Genomic DNA, 18,016 nt, shown 5'->3' on the forward strand with positions numbered 1-18,016 from the left:
ACCTCCCATCAAGATACACGCGTGGGGGGGCTGGTGGGGGCGTGGGCTGGTGCCGCACCTGATTTATGAATCCGAAAGTCTACTCCATTGCAGCGCACCGTGGTTTCGCCGATGCCCTCGTGGCCGGGCTGGTGCCGCGCTACTCCGAAGGTGAGCTTGGCCTTGCCCGGCTGACCCTGCTGCTGCCGAGCCGCCGTGCGGTCCGCACCGTCACCGAGGCTTTCGTCCGCCACTCCGGCAGCACGGACAAGCCGGGGATGCTGCTGCCGCGCATGGCGGTAGTGGGCGACCTCGACCTCGACGAAACGCTCGGGCCGCTGCTCGATCCGCTCGGCGCTGCCGATATTCCCCCCGCCGCCGATCCCACGCGGCGCTGGCTCAGGCTGGCCCATTATTTGCGTGAAGTCGAAGGCGCCGAGGCGGGGAAGGGCGCCGCCCTGCTGCGCCGCGCCTGGGAACTGGGCCGCACGATGGACCGCCTGCTGGTCGAGGGCATCGCGCCGCTCGACCTGATGAGCGAGCGGGTGATCGGCATTGTCGGCGACCTTGCCGGGCACTGGACCGACAATACCCGCACATTCCTCAAGGTGCAGCAATACTGGATCGCCGAACTGGCGGAGCGCGGCGAGATCGATGCGCCGGAGCGCCGCAACCGCCTGTTCGAACATGCCGCCGAGGCATGGCGCGCCGCGCCGCCGTCCTATCCCATCGTGGCGGCAGGCGTGACCAGCGCATCGCCGGCCTTGGCCGAATTGCTGCGCGTGGTCAGCGCGTTGCCGGGCGGCTCGGTGGTCCTGCCTGACTTCGATCTTGCGCTTGCGGGGGATGTCTGGGAGGAACTCGGTGTCGCCGGAAAGCCGGAACACGCGGAGGAGCCGCCGTTCGGCAGGAGCGATGCGGTCACCCATCCGCAGTACCATCTCAAGCTCCTGCTGAACCGCATGGGCATCGCGCGTGAGGAAGTTTCCGCGTGGCATCGTTCCGGCTACGGCGCATCGCCGGCCGAGCGCAGCACGGTGATCTCAAATCTGTTCCTGCCGCCGCGCGCGTCGGCGGCCTGGGTGGGACTGCCTGCGGAAAAGCGCCGCCTGTCCGGCGTGCGGCTGATGGAAAGCACTCACCCCGAGCAGGAAGCGCAGGCGATCGCCGTGCTGATCCGGGAGGCGCTGGAAGTGCCGGAGCGCCGCGTCGCGCTCATGACGCCGGATCGCGGGCTGGCCGGCCGCGTGGTGGCGCATCTGACGCGCTGGGGGATCGAAGCGGACGACACCGCCGGACGCCCGCTGGCGCAGACAGCGGCGGGACGGCTCATGCTTTTGCTGGCTGAAGTTCTGGCGGAACAGGCCGCGCCGGTGCCGTTGATCGCCTTGCTGGTGCATCCCCTTGCAGGCGGCGGGGAAGGGCGTGCGCGCTGGCTGGAAGCGGCGCGCAAGCTGGATCTCGCCTTGCGCGGTCCGCGTCCCGGCGCGGGGCTGGCCTCGCTGGGTCAGATCGCCGGGCAGGAGAAGCTGGATGCCTGGTGGGCCGGTGTCGACGCCGTGCTCACGCCGCTGTTCGCGCTTCGGGAAGGCGAGCCGCTGGAAGCGATGCTCGGCGTGCTGGTCGATGCGGCCGAAGCGCTCTGCGGCGAGGCGATCTGGGCGGGGGCGGATGGGCGCAGCCTCAGCGCGCTGGTCGAGGAACTGCGCGCCGCCGCCGGTTCGGCGGGCACGCTGTTCGACCCGCGCGAGCTTCACGCCATGCTGCGCGACGCGATGGACCGCGTATCGGTGCGCCCGCCCTGGGGCGGTCATCCGCGCGTATCGATCTACGGCTTGCTCGAAGCGCGCATGAGCCGCGCCGACCTTGTGATCTGCGGCGGCCTTGTCGAAGGCGTCTGGCCGGCCTCGCCTTCTCAGGATGCGCTCTTGCCGCCTGCCGTGCTGCGCGCGCTCGGTGTGCCGGGAGCGGACTTCCGCATCGGCCTGGCCGCGCATGACCTTGCCGCGGCTTTGGGCGCGCCCGAAGTCGTGCTGAGCTGGGCCTTGCGCGATGCGGGCGGGCCGGTGATCCCCTCGCGCTTCGTGCTGCGCGTCAAGGCGCTGCTGGGCGAGCAGGTGGAACGTCATGTGGAGAGCGAGGCGCTGCGTCTGGCGCGCATGATCGACGATGCCCCCCCGGTCGCAGGCCATCCGCGTCCGCAGCCCATGCCTTCGGCCGAGCAGCGCCGCGTCGATCTGGCAGTGACGGGGCTCGATCGTCTGCGCGGCGATCCTTACGAATTCTACGCCAATGCCATTCTGCGCCTGCGCAAGCTCGACGCGCTCGATGCCGAGCCGAGCGCTGCATGGAAGGGCGAAGTCGCGCACAGGATCCTGGAGGACTGGCACAAGGCGGGCGAGCCCGTGGACGGGCTCCACGCGATCGCGCAGGCCGTGCTGACCGAGAAGAACGCGCACCCGCTGATGCGCGCGCTCTGGTGGCCGCGTCTTTCAGAAGCCTTGAAGACCTTCCATAAACTCGTGCTGGAGCACAAGACGGCGGGCCGCAAGGTCGTTGCGAGCGAGGCCTGGGGCGACATGCGCTACCGTGACATCCGCATCCACGGCCGCGCCGACCGCATCGACCAGTTGCCGGATGGCGCGTTGGCGGTCGTCGATTACAAGACCGGCTCGCCGCCCACGCCGAAGCGGGTGGAGGAAGGCTTCGCGCTGCAACTCGGACTGATCGCGCTGATCGCGCAGGCGGGGGGCTTCAAGGACATGCAGGGCCGGGAGATCGCGGGCATCGCAGACAAGTTTGAATACTGGTCAATGGCGAAGAAAAAGGACGCGATCGGATACACAACTACTCCGCTCAAGGAGGGGAAGAAGCGCTCCGGGATCGAGCCCGACGACTTCCTGCCGGAAACGGAGCGCTATCTCAACGACGCGCTGGATCGTTGGATCCTCGGCAAGGAGCCGTTCACCGCACGCCTCAATCCCGAACTCGGCTCTTACGCGGATTACGACCAGCTGATGCGTCTCGACGAATGGATCACCTCGCTCGGTACCCGTGAGCGCCGCGAAAGCGCTGGGGAGGACGCAGCATGAGCGGCCCCGCCACCGTTCATCCGCTGCACGGCAACCAGATGCTGGCGGTGAACCCGCGCGACACCGTGTGGCTTTCCGCCTCGGCGGGCACCGGCAAGACGCAAGTGCTGTCTTCGCGCGTGCTGCGGTTGCTGTTGCAGGAGGGCGTCGATCCTTCGCAGGTATTGTGCCTTACCTTCACCAAGGCAGGCGCGACGGAAATGGCCGCGCGCATCAACGACCAGTTGGCCCAATGGGTGCGATTGGAAGACACCCTGCTGTTCCAGCGCCTCGATGCGATCGGCGCGCCGACCGATCCCGACACCCGCGCTCGGGCCCGCACGCTGTTCGCCGCCGTGCTCGACAGTCCGGGCGGCGGCCTGCGGATCGATACGATCCATGCCTTCTCGCAGTGGCTGCTGGCGACCTTCCCGCTGGAGGCGCAGCTCGTGCCGGGCACCCGGCCGATGGAGGACCGTGAACGGGCGCTGCTGGCGCGGCAAGTGCTCTCCGACCTGCTCGTCGCGGCCGAAACCGATGCGTTCGACGGGCCGGACCTGCTCGGCGCGATCGCCCAGCTTTCGCTGCGGCACGGGCCGGGCTCGGTAGTCGATTTCCTGCTGCGCTGCGCCGGTGCGCGCGAAGCGTGGTTCGGTCCGGGATCGTGGCAGGCGGGCGACATCCGCAGCCATGTGCTGCGCCTGCTCGGCCTGCCCGCCGAGGCGGATGACGGGTTGCTCGCGGAGATGTGCGGAGACGAGGCCTTCGACGTGCGCTCGCTGCGCAAATGTTGCGAAGTGCTGGCCGAGTGGAACACCGCAACCGCGCACAAGGCCACCGACGTGCTGGTGCCCTGGCTGACCTTGAGCCCGGCAAAGCGCGCGGAGGGGATAGATGATCTCCATGCCGCGCTCTTCACCAAGGACGACAGCGTTCGCAGTCTCAATCATTTGGCCAAGCGCGATCCCGACTACGAAGGCTATGCCCTGCGCGTCGGTGAATGCCTTGCCAAGATCCGCGAGACCAAGGCGCTGCTGGGGCTGGTGGAAAGACTGGTGCCCGCGCTGCGCCTTGGCCGTGCTTTCGCGCTCGCCTGGGACGAGGCGAAGCAGCGCGAGGGGCTGATCGACTTCGACGACCAGATCCGCCGCGCCGCCGATCTGCTGCGGGGGCAGGCGTCGGCCGACTGGATCCGCTACAAGCTCGACCGCCGGTTCGATCACATCCTCGTCGACGAGGCGCAGGATACCAATGCTGCGCAGTGGGACATCGTCTTCGCCATGGCGGAGGAGTTCTGGGTCGGGGAAGGGCAGCGCGAAGGCCATCCCCAGAACCTGATGCGCACGCTCTTCGTGGTGGGCGACTACAAGCAGGCGATCTTCCGCTTCCAGGGCACCAGCCCCGAGAACTTCCGCCGCGCCGCCGACCGCGTGCGCGAGAAGATGCAGGGCGCTGCCGAGAACGCGGTCATGCTGCGCAGCGAGATCGCCGCGCGGCCGCTCATGGAACTGGGGCTGGACCGCAGCTTCCGTACTGCGCAGCCGGTGCTCGACTTCGTGGACGAGGCCATCGCCGGGATCGGACACGCCCGCTTCGGCCTGGACCGTCCCGCCGAGCGCCATGTCGGGCAGGAGCGCCCGGGCTATGTCGCCTTGTGGAAGCCGGTGTCCGAGCAGATCGGCGAGGATGACGACGAGCCGCTCGAAGAAGATGAAAATGACGGCCAGCAGCCGAACTGGCTGTCCCGTCCCGACCGCCAGATGGCCGAGCGCATCGCCCAGCAGGTGCGGGAATGGCTCGACCCCTCGGGGCCGGGATTCACGCTCAGCAAAGGCAAGCTGCGCCGCGCGGGTGCAGGCGACATCATGGTGCTGGTGCGTCAGCGCAAGGAGCTCGCCGGGCTGATCGTTGCGCGGCTTCACGCGGCAGGCGTGCCGGTGGCGGGCGTCGACCGTCTGCGCCTGGGTGCGCCGCTCGCGGTCAAGGACCTGATCGCCGCGCTGCGCTTCGCGGTGCAGCCGCTCGACGATCTCAACCTGGCCGCGCTGCTGGTTTCGCCGCTGGTGGGCTGGAGCCAGGAGCAATTGCTGCGCTTCGGCTATCGCGACAAGCACCGGCGTCTCTGGGAGCACTTGCGCATGCAGTCTGGCCCGGAGATCGGCGCCGTGCTCCAGCAACTCGGGGAACTGCTGGCGCGCGCCGATTTCTCGCCGCCGCAGGACATGCTGCACTGGCTGCTGGTCGGCCCCTGGCAGGGGCGGCGCAAGCTGGTGGCGCGGCTCGGCAGCGAGGCGAACGACCCGATCGACGAACTGGTCAATGCAGCGCAGGCCTATGTCGCCACCGATACGCCCAGCCTCGCGGGCTTCCTCGCCTGGTTCGATGCGGGCGACGGCGAGTTGAAGCGCGAGGCGGATGCGGCATCGGGGCTCGTCCGCGTGATGACGGTCCACGGCTCCAAGGGCCTTCAGGCACCCATCGTCATCCTCGCCGACGCCACCGGCAATCCGGAAGCCGCGCGGGATCGCGGCTTCGATCTCGCCGATCCGCGCGAGGAGCGCCGCAAGGTGCCGCTGCCGCCGCTGTCGAAGGACGAGAAGGTCGGCCGCATCGCCGCGCAGATCGCCGCCAACCGCGAAGGTGACGAGCAGGAGCACTGGCGCCTGCTCTACGTCGCCATGACCCGCGCCGAGGAAGCGCTCTTCGTCGGCGGCGCACTGGGGCGGCGGGACAAGGACGGGCCTGCGGAAAAGAGCTGGTACGCCAGCCTGCGTGCTCTGTTTGCGCCCGAGGCGGAAGTGGAGGACGCGATCTGGGGCACGCGCTGCGAGAACGGCGCGCCGCCGCCGCCGCTTGCTCCGGAAGTGCGCAGCGTGGAACTGCCCTTCCGCGAGCCGCTGCCGCGCTGGCTGGAGCGCGGGCCGCCCGCCGAGCCGCGGCCGCCGCGCCCGCTTGCGCCATCCTCGCTAGGCGAGGACGATGCGCCCGATCCGCCGTTTCCGCCGGGCGCCGGGCGCGATGCCCTGCGGCGCGGTACTTTGGTCCACAAGCTGCTCGAACGCCTGCCGCAAGTGGGGCCGGACGCGCGCGAGGAAGCGGGCTGGCAATGGCTTGCCCGCAATGCCGCCGATCTGCCGGAAGATGCGCGCCAGGCCATGCTGGACAGCGCCATGGCCGTGCTGGCCAATCCCGAATGGGCGGACCTGTTCGGGCCGGCGAGCCTGGCCGAAGTGCCGGTGGCGGCGGTCGTCGGCGGGCAGGTGGTGGCAGGGACGATCGATCGTCTGGTGGTCGAGACGGATCGTGTCCGTCTGGTCGATTACAAGACCGCGCGGCGCCCTCCCGAGCGTCTGGAGCAGGTGCCGCGCGGTGTGCTGCGCCAGATGGGCGCTTATGCCGCCGCGCTGGAAGTGGCCTTTCCCGGCCGGGCCGTGGAAGCGGCCTTGCTCTACACCGCCGTGCCCCGCCTGATCGCACTTCCGGTCGAAGTGCTGGCCGCGCACAAGCCGGACTTTTCCCCGGTCCAGTAAAGCTATGTGACGGCAGGCGTTGCCTCGAGGCAATTCGTCCCTAGATTGCGTTCAACCGAGATACCCGAGGAGTTTCAATTCATGGCGACCATCGCTGTTACCGACGCCAGCTTCGAGCAAGACGTCCTGAAGTCCGACAAGCCCGTGCTGGTCGATTTCTGGGCGGACTGGTGCGGCCCCTGCAAGATGATCGGTCCGGCTCTGGAAGAGATCAGCGAAGAGCTTTCCGAGCAGGTGACGATCGCCAAGATGGACATCATGGCCAATACCGGCATCCCCGCCGAGATCGGCGTGAAGTCGATCCCGCTCATGGTCCTGTTCAAGGACGGAAAGCCGGTCGCCCAGAAGCTCGGCGCCGCGCCCAAGAGCGCGCTGAAGGGTTGGATCGAAGGCGAACTCTAAACTTCACCGTCCGTCCGGACTGAAATGCAAGACCTCTTCCGCCGCGAGGCGGGAGGGGTCTTTGCTTTGAAGCAAAGCCTTTTCAAAGCTCAGTCCTGCCGGACCTGGTTCAGCGGTTGGCCTCTGCGCTGCGGTGGTAGCTCTGGGCCGCCTCGCCATCCTGGATGTCGTAGGCGAACCAGGCGTTTTCGGCGTGGTCGAACACTTGCACGAGACCTTCGCCCACGCGGGCCTCGTAGAAGGTTGACGAGGCGCGGTCGTAGCCTTTCGCTGTTTTCCCGTCGATTTCGAAGGAGATGTGAGCCGCGTCCCCGGCGTCTTGGATTTCCGGGAGAGTTCCGCTGAACCTTGAGCCGCGTTCGCCGTCGAAGCCTTGCAACACGGCTCCGCGAGCTTCCGCGGCGATGCGGCGGTCCTGTCCGGCACCGTGATCGTAGAGGCCGGCGACTTTCTTTCCGGTGATGAAGGCGAAGGCGGCGGCGGCGACGAGGGCGCGGGTGTGAGGCTGCATCGCGCCACTTGGCACTGTGCATGGCCGCAGATCAAGCCGTTATCGATATGCGTCGTCCCGGATCAAATCGGGGACGAGAAAGGCGCTCAGTCCTCCAGCGCCGTCAGGCGCGTGGCAAGGTCTTCGAACAGGGCCGGGGATGCCGCGCCGATCAGGCCTTTGCGCCCGATTTCGTCCACGCGGTAGGCGCTGCCGTCCGGGCGGGCGCATCGGCCGCCGGCTTCGTTGAGGAAGAGGGCACCGGCCGCGTGGTCCCAGGGAAGGGTGCGCTCGAACACCGCCACGTCGTTCTGGCCGAGGGCGAGGCGGGGATACTGCTCGGCGGCGCAACGGGGAATGTCGACCATCCGGTAGTGCGGGGCGACTTCGGTGCGCAGGCGCTCGCGGCGGGACTCTTCGGTGAAGATCAGCGAGATTGCCGCGACCGGCGGCTGCTCTCCGGTGCCGCGGGCAGTGAGGCGCTCGCCGTCCACCCAGGCGCCGCCGCCTGCCGAGGTGTGGCAGAAGCGGCCGGTCAGGCAGTCGAGTATCCAGCCGCCCAGCGTTTCGCCTTTGTCGGCCAGGGCGATCAACATGCCGAAGGGCGCCTTGCCCGAGGCGAAGTTGTTGGTGCCGTCCAGCGGGTCGACGATCCAGCAGAGCCGGTCCTTGAGCTTGAGCAGTTCGTTTTCGTCGGCGAAGGTGGCTTCCTCGCCCACCACGGCGGCCTCGGGCAGCAAGGCGGTGAGGCGCTCCGTCAGGATCGCCTCGCTTTGCCGATCCGCCACGGTGACCACATCGTTCACTGCCTTGCTGACGATCTGCTCGCTCGAAAGCGACTGGTAGAACGGCAGGATCACCTCGCGCGAAACTGCGCGCATGATCGCTTCGACGGCGGTGTTGAGCGTGGGCGTGATCATCCGGGGTGCCTTCGGTGAGCGTGTCAGGTAAGCGGGATCATGACCTGCTGGGCATAGCCCTTGCGCTCGCGGAGGCGGGCGTACCACGCGGTCATGGCCGGGAATTCCGGCCGGTCCAGCCCGAACCGGTCGAGCGGCAGGCTGAACCAGGTATGGGCATAGACGCCCATGGGGATGTCGCCGATCCCGAACTGGCCGCCGGAGAGCCAGGGCTTGTCGGAAAGGGCACGTTCCAGCACGTTCAGGTGCGCGATGCAGGTCTGCACGTCGCGGGCGATGGCGGGGATGTCCCACTGTTCGCGCGGCGTGCGCGCCATCGCAAGGAAGGGCAGGCGTTGGGCCTCGGCGTAGGTGATCTGCCAGTCCATCCAGCGGTCGGCCAGCGCCCGGTCGATGGGGTCGTGCTGGAACCAGCGCTCGCCGCCGTACTCGGCCGCCATGTAGCGCAGGATCGCGTTCGATTCCCAGAGCGAGAGCTTGCCGTCCTCGATCATCGGCACCAGCCGGTTCGGGTTCTTGGCGAGATATTCGTCGGTATAGCCGAACTGGCCGCCGATATCGTGGCGCACGTAGTTGAGGCCCAGTTCCTCGGCGAACCAGGCGACTTTCTTGACGTTGTGGGAGTTGAGGCGACCCCAGATCGTAAACTGCGGAGCGGCCAATGGTCAGCTCCGGTAGTCGGCGTTGATCGAAATGTAGCCGTGGGTCAGGTCGCAGGTCCACACGGTGGCGGCGCCTTCGCCGAGGCCGAGATCGACCTCGATGGTGACGTCCTGCCCGTTGAGGTGGGCTGCGACCGGCGCTTCGTCGTAGTCTGCCAGCGGCAGGCCCTCGCGCGCGGCCCAGGTCCCGCCGAAACCGATGGAGAGCTTGTCGCGGTCGGCCGGCTCGCCCGCCTTGCCAACGGCCATGACGACGCGGCCCCAGTTGGCGTCCTCGCCGGCGATGGCGGTCTTCACCAGCGGCGAGTTGGCGATGGCCATGCCGACCTTGCGCGCGCTTTCGTCGGATACGGCGCCGGAAACGGCCACTTCGATGAACTTCTGCGCGCCTTCGCCGTCGCGCACGACGAGGTGGGCGAGCTGGCGGCAGACGTCATGGATCGCGGCGGCAAAGGCGTGGGCGCCGGGCGAGGCGATCGACGCGATCGGCGCATTGCCCGCTTTGCCCGTGGCGAAGGCCAGCACGGTGTCGCTGGTCGAGGTATCCGAATCGACGGTGATGCAGGAGAAGGTGCGGAAGTTCGCGGCCGAGAGGCATTCCTGAAGGAAGCTAGGCTCCACGGCGGCGTCGGTGAAGATGTAGCCGAGCATCGTCGCCATGTCCGGTGCGATCATGCCGGAGCCCTTGATGACGGCCGCGAGCGTGACCTTGGTGTCGCCAATCATCGCGGTGGCCGTCGCGCCCTTGGCGAAGGTGTCGGTGGTGGCGATGGTGTTGGCCACGTCTTCCCACGAGCACGGCGCCGCGGTGAGGGCCTTCTCCACGCCTTCGCGCGCCTTGTCCTTGGGCAGCGGCACGCCGATCACGCCGGTGGAAGAGACGAAGACCTGTTCGCGCGGGCAGCCGATATGCGCGGCGACCTGGTCCATGATCTGCTCGACGGCTTCACGGCCCCGGTAGCCGGTGAAGGCGTTGGAATTGCCGGCGTTGACCACCAATGCGCGGGCGTGGCCCTGCTTCACGTTGTCACGGCCGAGCTCGACTTCGCTGGAGCAGCACAGGTTCTTCGTGAACACGCCTGCGACGGCCGTGCCTTCGTCCAGTTCCACGTAAGTCAGGTCGCATCGGCCCCAGTCCTTGTATCCGGCGCGGACGATGTGCGGCGTCACGCCGGCGATCTGCGGCATCTCGGGGAAGGGCGAGGCGAGCGGGGAGGTGGGATAGGCCATGGCCGGTGGGTAGCGCGTGGGCGGGACAGGTCAAGCGCCCCTCGCCGGTTTACGGAAGGAGATGGACGGGGCAGATTGCGCAAGATGATGTCCCTGCTGCCGATGACGGCGCTGGCCGCCACCTCTTTTCAGGGAGACGGAATCCCTCTCAGGGCTGAAGCGCTCAACCGGGGTGAGTGGGCCTATTCCCATGACTTGCCCGCCTTCGGATGCCAGGGGACCGGCAGCAGCGGTTTCATCGCTGCCGACGAAGCGATTTGCAGCGCCGTGACGCGGCGCGCCCGCTTTCGCCCTGCGCGCGACGCGGCAGGCATCCCGATCGAGAGCGAATATCCTGCTTGCGTCACCTTCAGTATCTAGAGACGAAACCGGAGACCCGTGCGATGGGTTGTGGACTATTCATACTTCGGCCCTTATCTGATCCGCGATGGCAAACCGCCTGCTCCTGACCTTGCTGGCCCTTCTGACGGGCCTCGCCGCGCAGATCGGCCCTGCCGACGCGCGTGCATCGCAGGTGGCCAGCCTGCAGGTGGTGCTGACCGAAGCCGCCGTCGCCGCCAAGGCGCCGCGCGCGCCGGTGGCGCTGGCGCAGTTGCCCGAGCCGGGTTTCCGCTCGGTTCGGCGGCAGGCGCCGCCGCTCGTCGAAACCCCGGATTCGCTGGCGATTCCTGCCGTCCTCACCGGGATAGACCGCGCGCGCGAATAAGCGCGCCGACCATTCGCTCTTTCGCGAAACCTTTCCCGTGCCTGCGCGCTACGCAGGCGCGCATCTCCGACATACGCATTCACGAAAAACAGGGATCTCCGCCATGTTCGGCGCCATCGCCAAGTCCATCTTCGGTTCGTCCAACGAACGCTACGTCAAGTCGCTCGACAAGGTCGTCGCCCAGATCGCCGCCTTCGAGCCCGTTCTCGAAGCGATGAGCGATGAGGAACTCGCGGCCCAGACGCCGAAGTTCCGCGAACTGCTGGCCAGCGGCAGCACCCTCGACCAGATCCTGCCGGAAGCCTTCGCCACCGTGCGCGAAGCCTCGAAGCGCGTGTTCGGCATGCGCCACTTCGACGTGCAGCTGATCGGCGGCATCGTGCTCCACCGCGGTGAAATCGCGGAAATGCGCACGGGTGAGGGCAAGACCCTGGTGGCGACGACCGCCACCTATCTCAACGCCATTGAGGGCAAGGGCGTCCACGTCGTCACCGTCAACGACTATCTTGCCCGCCGCGACGCCGAGCAGATGGGCAAGCTGCACAACTTCCTCGGCCTGACCGTCGGCGTGATCGTGCCGAACCTCAACGAGTACGAACGCCGCGAAGCCTATGGCGCCGACATCACTTACGGCACCAACAACGAGTTCGGCTTCGACTACCTGCGCGACAACATGAAGCACGAGCGCAGCCAGATGGTGCAGCGCCCCTTCAATTTCGCGATCGTCGACGAAGTGGACTCGATCCTCATCGACGAAGCGCGCACGCCGCTCATCATCTCGGGTCCGACCGACGACAAGTCGGAACTCTACATGCAGGTCGACGCGGTCGTTAAGCAGTTCGTCCCCGAAGACTACGAGATGGACGAGAAGACCAAGAACATCAGCCTGACCGAAGACGGCGTCGAGAAGGCCGAGCGCATGCTCGAAGCCGCGGGGCTGCTGGTTGGCTCCAACCTCTACGATGTCGAGAACACGCAGGTGGTCCATCACCTCGACCAGGCGCTGAAGGGCGTGGTCATGTTCAAGCGCGACATCGACTACATCGTCAAGGACGGCAAAGTCGTCATCATCGACGAGTTTACCGGCCGCATGATGGACGGACGCCGCTGGTCGAACGGGTTGCACCAGGCCGTGGAAGCCAAGGAAGGCGTCCGCATCGAGCCCGAGAACCAGACGCTCGCCTCGATCACGTTCCAGAACTACTTCCGCATGTATCCCAAGCTCTCGGGCATGACCGGCACCGCCGCCACCGAGGCGCCGGAGTTCTACGACATCTACAAGATGAACGTCGTCACCATCCCGACCAATGTGCCGATCCAGCGCATCGACGAGGAAGACGAGTTCTACAAGAACACCCACGACAAGTTCGGCGCCATCGCCAAGCTGATCCGGGAGAAGCATGAGATCGGCCAGCCGGTCCTCGTCGGCACCGTGTCGATCGAGAAGTCGGAACTGTTGTCGGACTTCCTCACCAAGGAAGGCGTCAAGCACTCGGTGTTGAACGCTCGCTTCCACGAGATGGAAGCGCATATCGTTGCGCAGGCGGGTAGTCTCGGCGCGGTGACGATCGCCACCAATATGGCCGGTCGCGGCACCGACATCCAGCTGGGCGGCAACGTCGAGTTCCGTATCGAAGACGAACTGCGCGAACTGCCCGAAGGGCCGGAGCGTGACGAGGCCATCGCGCGCATCAAGCTGGAAGTCGCCGAGCAGAAGCGCCTGGTGCTCGAAGCCGGCGGTCTCTGCGTGATCGGCACCGAGCGCCACGAAAGCCGCCGCATCGACAACCAGCTGCGCGGCCGTTCGGGCCGTCAGGGTGATCCGGGTCTTTCGAAGTTCTACCTCTGCCTGGAGGACGATCTCCTGCGCATCTTCGGCCCGGACACGCTCTTCGCCAAGATGATGAACAGCAACCTTGCCGATGGCGAGGCGATCGGTTCGAAGTGGCTGTCCAAGGCCATCGAGACCGCGCAGAAGAAGGTCGAGGCGCGCAACTACGAAGTGCGCAAGCAGGTCGTCGAATACGATGACGTGATGAACGACCAGCGCAAGGTCATCTACGAGCAGCGCGCCGACATCATGGACTCCGAGACGGTCGACGAAGTCGTCGTCGACATGCGCAACGACACCGTCAACGCGCTGGTCGCCGATGCCTGCCCGGCCGGGTCCTACCCCGAGCACTGGAATGTCGAAGGTCTCAAGGCCAAGGCGCTGGATATCCTCGGCATCGACGTGCCGCTCGAAGCGTGGATCGAAGAGGACGGGGTCGATCCCGAACTCGTCGAGGAGCGCATCGCCGCCATGGCGGCCGAGCACATGAACGCGAAGATGGCGCAGGACGATCCGGCGATCTGGCGTCAGGTGGAGAAGTCGATCCTGCTCGACCGCCTCGACCACTACTGGAAGGAGCACCTCTCCACGCTGGACGCGCTGCGTCAGGTGGTATTCCTGCGCGCCTACGCCCAGAAGACGCCGATCAACGAATACAAGACCGAGGCTTTCAGCCTGTTCGAGCGTCTGCTCGACCAGATTCGCGAAGACGTGACGCGCATCCTCTCGGTCAGCGAACTGCGCATGCCCGAGCCGGCCGGGCTGCCGGAACTGCCGGACTTCCTGACCGGCCACATCGATCCGCTCACCGGCCTCGACAACTCCAACGACGGTGACGGCTCGGCCTTCATGCCCGAACTGTTCGGCACGCTGGCGGGCAGCCCGCAGGCTGCCGTCGGCGCGGGTGCCTCGGGCGAGAACCCCTACGCAGACCTGCCGATCAGCCGCAACGCGCCGTGCCCCTGCGGTTCGGGCCAGAAGTACAAGCACTGCCACGGCGCTCTGGCGTAAGCGCCAAGCTGGCGTATGAACCGTCGTCCCGGACTTGATCCGGGACCGCTGGCAAAGCCACGCGCGCTTTCGGGAGAGCCGAAAGCGCGCGTTTCGCTTATGGGGTGGCCGCGCGCGGAACGTAGCGCCTGAAGATCGGCCAGCGGTCCCGGATCAAGTCCGGGACGACGTTAGCTGCCTTGGCCGCCACCAACCCGCGCCAGCTTGGCGAACATCGCCACCGACATCGGCTGTGCCCGCAGAAAGCCCTGGTAATAGGTGCAGCCCTCGCGCGCGGCGACTTCCCGCTGCGCTTCCTCCTCGATCCCTTCGGCGATGACCTGAAGGTCGAGCGCCCGCGCCATGGCGACGATCGCGCGCAGCACCGCCACGTCGCGGCGGTCCGTACCGACGCCCTCGATCATCGTCCGGTCCAGCTTCAAATAGTGGATCGGCAGCACCTTGAGATAGCGGAAGTTGCAGAATCCCGCACCGAAGTCGTCGAGAGCGATGCGGATGCCCTGCGAAGAGAATTCCGCCATCATCTGCGCCGTCTGGGTGATGTCGCTGATAAGCGATTGCTCGGTGATCTCCAGCGTCAAGCGTCGGGGCGGGAAGCCGCTTTCGCGCACGAGGTCGAGCATCTGGCGCACGTATGTGCCGAAGGCAAGATCGGCCGGCGTGACGTTGATGGAAAGGCGCAAGTCCCCCGGCCACTGGCCTGCAGCGGACATGGCCTTTGCGGCGATATGGCGCGAGAGCGGGCCGATGTGGTCGGCGCGCTCGGCAATGGCGAACAGGGCTCCGGCGCCGATGCGGCCGAGCACCGGATGGTTCCAGCGGGCAAGGGCTTCCGCGCCGGTCAGCGTATCGTCGGTGAGGCTGAACTGCGGCTGGAACAGGATCTCGATCTCGTCGCCATCGATAGCGCCGAGCAGGTCCGCTTCGAGCTGCGCGGCGGATCGGCCGGGCACGGTGACTTCGCCATCGGCCCAGCCCAGCCGCGTGGCGGACTGATCCTGCAAGGCGGCCAGGGCATGGCCAAGCCGGTCGAGCATCGAATCCACGCTCTCGCCGGTAAGCGCACGAATCAGGGCAATACGGGGAGAGAGGCGCAGAACGCCGGTGGGCAGGGCGATCGGCCGCGCAATGAAATCGGCCAGCTGGTCGGCCACCAGATGCCAGCGCTCCCGGCTGCAGGCCTCGTTGGCGGCCAGTACGAAGGAGCCGCCGCCCGCCCGCGCCACCAGCCAGGGACCGTCGAGTTCCTCACCGGCGAAATGGGCGATGCGTCCGGCCACTTCCTCCAGGGCGCCGTCTCCGGCTTCCGCGCCATAGGCCATGTTGATCGTGTCGAGGCGGCGCAGCGATACCAGCATGGCGTGAACATGGGCATGCTGCGGCGCGCTCTCGGCATCGGTACGCCAGCCCGCGATGCGTTCGCGAACGGCATCGAGGCCGGGGATTCCGGTCAATCTGTCTTCCAGCCGGCGGGCATGGCCGCGCGGTAGGCTCTTGCGTCGTTCGCCCATCGCAGCGGCTATAGCCAAAGGCCTTGCCAAACGATGCAAAATTCGAAAGGTCCGCGGCATGAAAAAGGCTTCAAAATGAGACGGGGGCCGGCGGACCGCCGCAATCCGAACTGCGCGCCTCTTCGCACCGGGGATTCGAATGAGTGATGCACCCAGGCTGGGCCTCATAGTCTCGGACACCGCCAAGGCGCAGCTCGGGGCCATCGAACTGCGCCGCGCTCATGACTGGGTCGAGCTGGAGGAAGCCGATGTGTTCGTGGTCGTCGGTGGCGACGGCTTCCTGCTGCATGTCCTGCACGAGATGCTGGACCGGGACATGATCAAGCCGGTCTACGGCATGAACCTGGGCACCGTGGGCTTCCTGATGAACGGCCCGCATGACGGCGTTCCCATTGCCGAGCGCATCGCCGATGCGCATCCCGTGCCGGTGCGCCCGCTTCAGATGCACGCCACCAGCCACGATGGCCGCAGCTTCGTCTATTACGCGATCAACGAAGTTTCCCTGCTGCGGGAAACGCGCCAGACGGCCAAGCTGGAAGTGACGATCAACGGCAAGGTCCGGATGGAGGAACTGGTGGGCGACGGCGTGCTTGTCGCCACGCCGGTCGGATCGACGGCTTACAATCTGTCCGCCAATGGCCCGATCCTGCCGCTCGGCTCGCGCATGCTGGCGCTCACACCGCTGAGCCCGTTCCGCCCCCGCCGCTGGAAGGGCGCGATCCTGCCGGAAAGCGCGGAAGTCGAATTCCGTATCCGCGAGCCCGGCAAGCGTCCAGTGGCGGCCGTGGCGGATCAGAAGGAAGTGCGCGACGTGAAGACCGTGCGCATCGTCGCCAATGCCGAAAAGGAGCTGACCTTGCTGTTCGACCCGGGCTTCACCCTGGAGGAGCGCATCTTCGCCGAGCAGTTCCAGGTGTAAAGCAAAGTCCGGAAGTCGGCGCCGACCCTGTGGAAAAGTTTTCTCGACATTTTCGTGACTGAGTGCTTGCCAACCCTGAGGACCCCTTTTATAGGCGCACTCCTGCCCGGCGGTGGAAACACTGACAGGCTGCTCCCCGATAGCTCAGCGGTAGAGCATTCGACTGTTAATCGAATGGCCGTAGGTTCGAATCCTACTCGGGGAGCCACTTTCTTCCTTCCGGAATGCGGAAGCGGGAAAGTCGCTCGGCACCAGATGCGAGCGTTGCGAATGGCTTCGCAAATTTCAAAATGTTTCCCGGATCGACTTCGCATTGACGAACGCTGCTTGCGGTGAGAGCGCTGCATGTGGATGCCTACGCTTAGACGCGCAGAACAGTCGGGCGTCGTGAGAGGACATGTGCACCGAATCAGTATCCCGCGCCTGGCTGTTCTGGCGGCCGTCGTCTTCCTGGCGCTCTGCGTGGTGCAGTTGATCGGCAGCCTGCTGTTCTATCAGGCCATAGATCGTCAGACCCAGCGGGCCGACCATGCGCGCCGGATCGCGGAGCTGATCGTCGTCAGCGATCGTATCCACGCGCTTCAGCCGAACCTTGCCGCCCCGATCATGACGACGGGCCATCTCAAGGCGGAATTCGCGCCGGAGCCGGCTGTGCGAAGGATGATGGATTCGGATTCGCTGCGCCGGATCGCGGCAGAAGTGACCGAATGGGAGCCTTCGCTCGCCGCCCGCCCCTTGAACCTCGCAATGGCTAAAACGCCGGACGGCAAGAGCGATCTCGTGGGATCGGTCCGGCTTGCGGATGGCAAGTGGCTGAACTTCCGTTCCCGCGACATCACCTCCATGTGGCCGATCGCCTTGCGCGCCAGCATGCTCATGCTCTGCACGGCCCTGGCCTGCATCGCGATCGGGCTGATCCTGCTGCGTCTGCTCACCAATCCGCTGCGCCGACTGACCCAGGCAGCCGATGCCATCGGTCACGGTCAGCAGGTCGAGATCCGCGAAAGCGGGCCCGAGGATCTGCGCAACCTCGCGCATTCGATGAACGTCATGCAGGAGCGGATCGCGCGGCTGCTGGAGGATCAGGCGCGCTCGTTCGAGGCGATCAGCCATGACTTGCGCACGCCGCTCTCGCGCCAGCAGATCGCCGCCGATCTCATCGACGACGCCGAGATCTCCGAGATCCTGCAGACCAGCATCGACGAGATGGAAGGGTTGCTGGCATCCTTGCAGGGATACTTGCGAGCGCAGCATATTTCCTCGGAGCCGGAGCCGGTCGATCTGGGGGAACTCGTGGCCGGTGTCATTGCGCCCTACGAGGACAGCGCGCGGCTTACCGGTGTAGGCAAGTCGGTGGTCGAGAGTTTTCCCGAGCCGCTTGCCCTCGCGACCGGCGCGCTGGTCGAAAACGCCATCCGTTTCGGCGGGCGAGCGGAAGTGGCCGTCCGCCGCGAAGGGGCGGACTGGTTCATCGATGTCGAGGATACCGGGCCGGGCATCCCGCCCAGCCATTTCGAGGATGTGTTGACGCCGTTCTTTCGGCTCGACGAGGCTCGCACACGGGATACGCCGGGTTTCGGTCTCGGTATTCCAACGGCGCACCGGCTGATGATGCGGTTCGGCGGTCAGCTTTCCTTCGCGACTTCGCCTTGCGGCGGGCTGATTGCGCGGATCAAGGTGCCGCTGATGTAGGACAGGGCGTTTTCGCTCACGGGTTGGCCATTGCCCTCGGACGACTGCTCCGATGACGAGCG

The 18,016-nt window shown here is 66.6% G+C and carries 13 protein-coding genes and 1 tRNA gene; 9 read left to right on the plus strand and 5 right to left on the minus strand.

Features of this window, described 5'->3' with window-relative positions:
* Positions 1 to 65 precede the first annotated feature (65 nt).
* The 3 genes from addB (at position 66) to trxA (ending at position 6,982) form a co-directional block, all read left to right on the plus strand.
* Positions 66 to 3,071: a double-strand break repair protein AddB gene (addB, locus tag L284_RS41975; protein WP_021235406.1), complete on the plus strand. Its 3,006-nt coding sequence runs from the start codon at positions 66 to 68 to the stop codon at positions 3,069 to 3,071.
* Complete coding sequence (gene addA, locus L284_RS41980; protein WP_021235407.1) at positions 3,068 to 6,580, plus strand: double-strand break repair helicase AddA; 3,513 nt, start codon at positions 3,068 to 3,070, stop codon at positions 6,578 to 6,580. The genes addB and addA overlap by 4 nt, the downstream gene beginning before the upstream one ends.
* Before the next feature lie 81 nt (positions 6,581 to 6,661).
* The gene (gene trxA, locus L284_RS41985; protein WP_021235408.1) at positions 6,662 to 6,982 is read left to right on the plus strand and encodes a thioredoxin; all 321 of its coding nucleotides are present in this window, start codon (positions 6,662 to 6,664) and stop codon (positions 6,980 to 6,982) included.
* Between the two features lie 109 nt (positions 6,983 to 7,091).
* Here trxA and L284_RS41990 read toward each other — a convergent pair whose 3' ends face one another.
* The 4 genes from L284_RS41990 to argJ all read right to left on the minus strand — a co-directional run bounded on the left by L284_RS41990 (position 7,092) and on the right by argJ (position 10,284).
* Entirely contained in the window at positions 7,092 to 7,493 is a 402-nt protein-coding gene (locus L284_RS41990) for a hypothetical protein (RefSeq protein WP_021235409.1), read from the minus strand.
* A gap of 86 nt (positions 7,494 to 7,579) precedes the next feature.
* The gene (locus tag L284_RS41995; protein WP_021235410.1) at positions 7,580 to 8,392 is read right to left on the minus strand and encodes an inositol monophosphatase family protein; all 813 of its coding nucleotides are present in this window, start codon (positions 8,390 to 8,392) and stop codon (positions 7,580 to 7,582) included.
* A gap of 23 nt (positions 8,393 to 8,415) precedes the next feature.
* Positions 8,416 to 9,054, minus strand: coding sequence for a glutathione S-transferase family protein (locus tag L284_RS42000; protein ID WP_021235411.1), 639 nt, complete (start codon positions 9,052 to 9,054; stop codon positions 8,416 to 8,418).
* Positions 9,055 to 9,057: 3 nt separating this feature from the next.
* Positions 9,058 to 10,284, minus strand: coding sequence for a bifunctional glutamate N-acetyltransferase/amino-acid acetyltransferase ArgJ (gene argJ / locus L284_RS42005; protein ID WP_021235412.1), 1,227 nt, complete (start codon positions 10,282 to 10,284; stop codon positions 9,058 to 9,060).
* Positions 10,285 to 10,359: 75 nt separating this feature from the next.
* On the opposite strand from argJ, the gene L284_RS42010 reads away from it, so the two are divergent.
* From L284_RS42010 to secA, 3 genes are all read left to right on the plus strand, one after another.
* On the plus strand, positions 10,360 to 10,644 hold the full coding sequence (locus L284_RS42010) for a hypothetical protein (protein WP_152524736.1): 285 nt from the start codon (positions 10,360 to 10,362) through the stop codon (positions 10,642 to 10,644).
* Positions 10,645 to 10,711: 67 nt separating this feature from the next.
* Positions 10,712 to 10,990, plus strand: a complete 279-nt coding sequence (locus tag L284_RS42015; RefSeq protein WP_021235414.1) for a hypothetical protein — start codon at positions 10,712 to 10,714, stop codon at positions 10,988 to 10,990.
* Positions 10,991 to 11,093: 103 nt separating this feature from the next.
* Positions 11,094 to 13,832: a preprotein translocase subunit SecA gene (secA, locus tag L284_RS42020; protein ID WP_021235415.1), complete on the plus strand. Its 2,739-nt coding sequence runs from the start codon at positions 11,094 to 11,096 to the stop codon at positions 13,830 to 13,832.
* Positions 13,833 to 14,002: 170 nt separating this feature from the next.
* Here the strand turns inward: secA and L284_RS42025 are convergent, their stop codons facing one another.
* Positions 14,003 to 15,361 carry a GGDEF domain-containing phosphodiesterase gene (locus L284_RS42025; RefSeq protein ID WP_235054508.1) on the minus strand — a complete coding sequence of 453 codons (1,359 nt, stop codon included), beginning with the start codon at positions 15,359 to 15,361 and terminating at the stop codon, positions 14,003 to 14,005.
* 121 nt (positions 15,362 to 15,482) lie between these two features.
* Between L284_RS42025 and L284_RS42030 the strand changes: the two genes are divergently transcribed.
* The 3 genes from L284_RS42030 (at position 15,483) to L284_RS42040 (ending at position 17,954) form a co-directional block, all read left to right on the plus strand.
* Complete coding sequence (locus L284_RS42030) at positions 15,483 to 16,262, plus strand: NAD kinase (RefSeq protein WP_021235417.1); 780 nt, start codon at positions 15,483 to 15,485, stop codon at positions 16,260 to 16,262.
* A 133-nt stretch (positions 16,263 to 16,395) separates the two neighbouring features.
* A tRNA-Asn gene (locus L284_RS42035) sits at positions 16,396 to 16,470 on the plus strand.
* Between the two features lie 191 nt (positions 16,471 to 16,661).
* Complete coding sequence (locus L284_RS42040) at positions 16,662 to 17,954, plus strand: ATP-binding protein (RefSeq protein WP_021235418.1); 1,293 nt, start codon at positions 16,662 to 16,664, stop codon at positions 17,952 to 17,954.
* Positions 17,955 to 18,016 lie beyond the last annotated feature (62 nt).

The sequence above is a fragment of the Novosphingobium lindaniclasticum LE124 genome (assembly GCF_000445125.1).
Classification (GTDB): Bacteria; Pseudomonadota; Alphaproteobacteria; order Sphingomonadales; family Sphingomonadaceae; genus Novosphingobium; species Novosphingobium lindaniclasticum.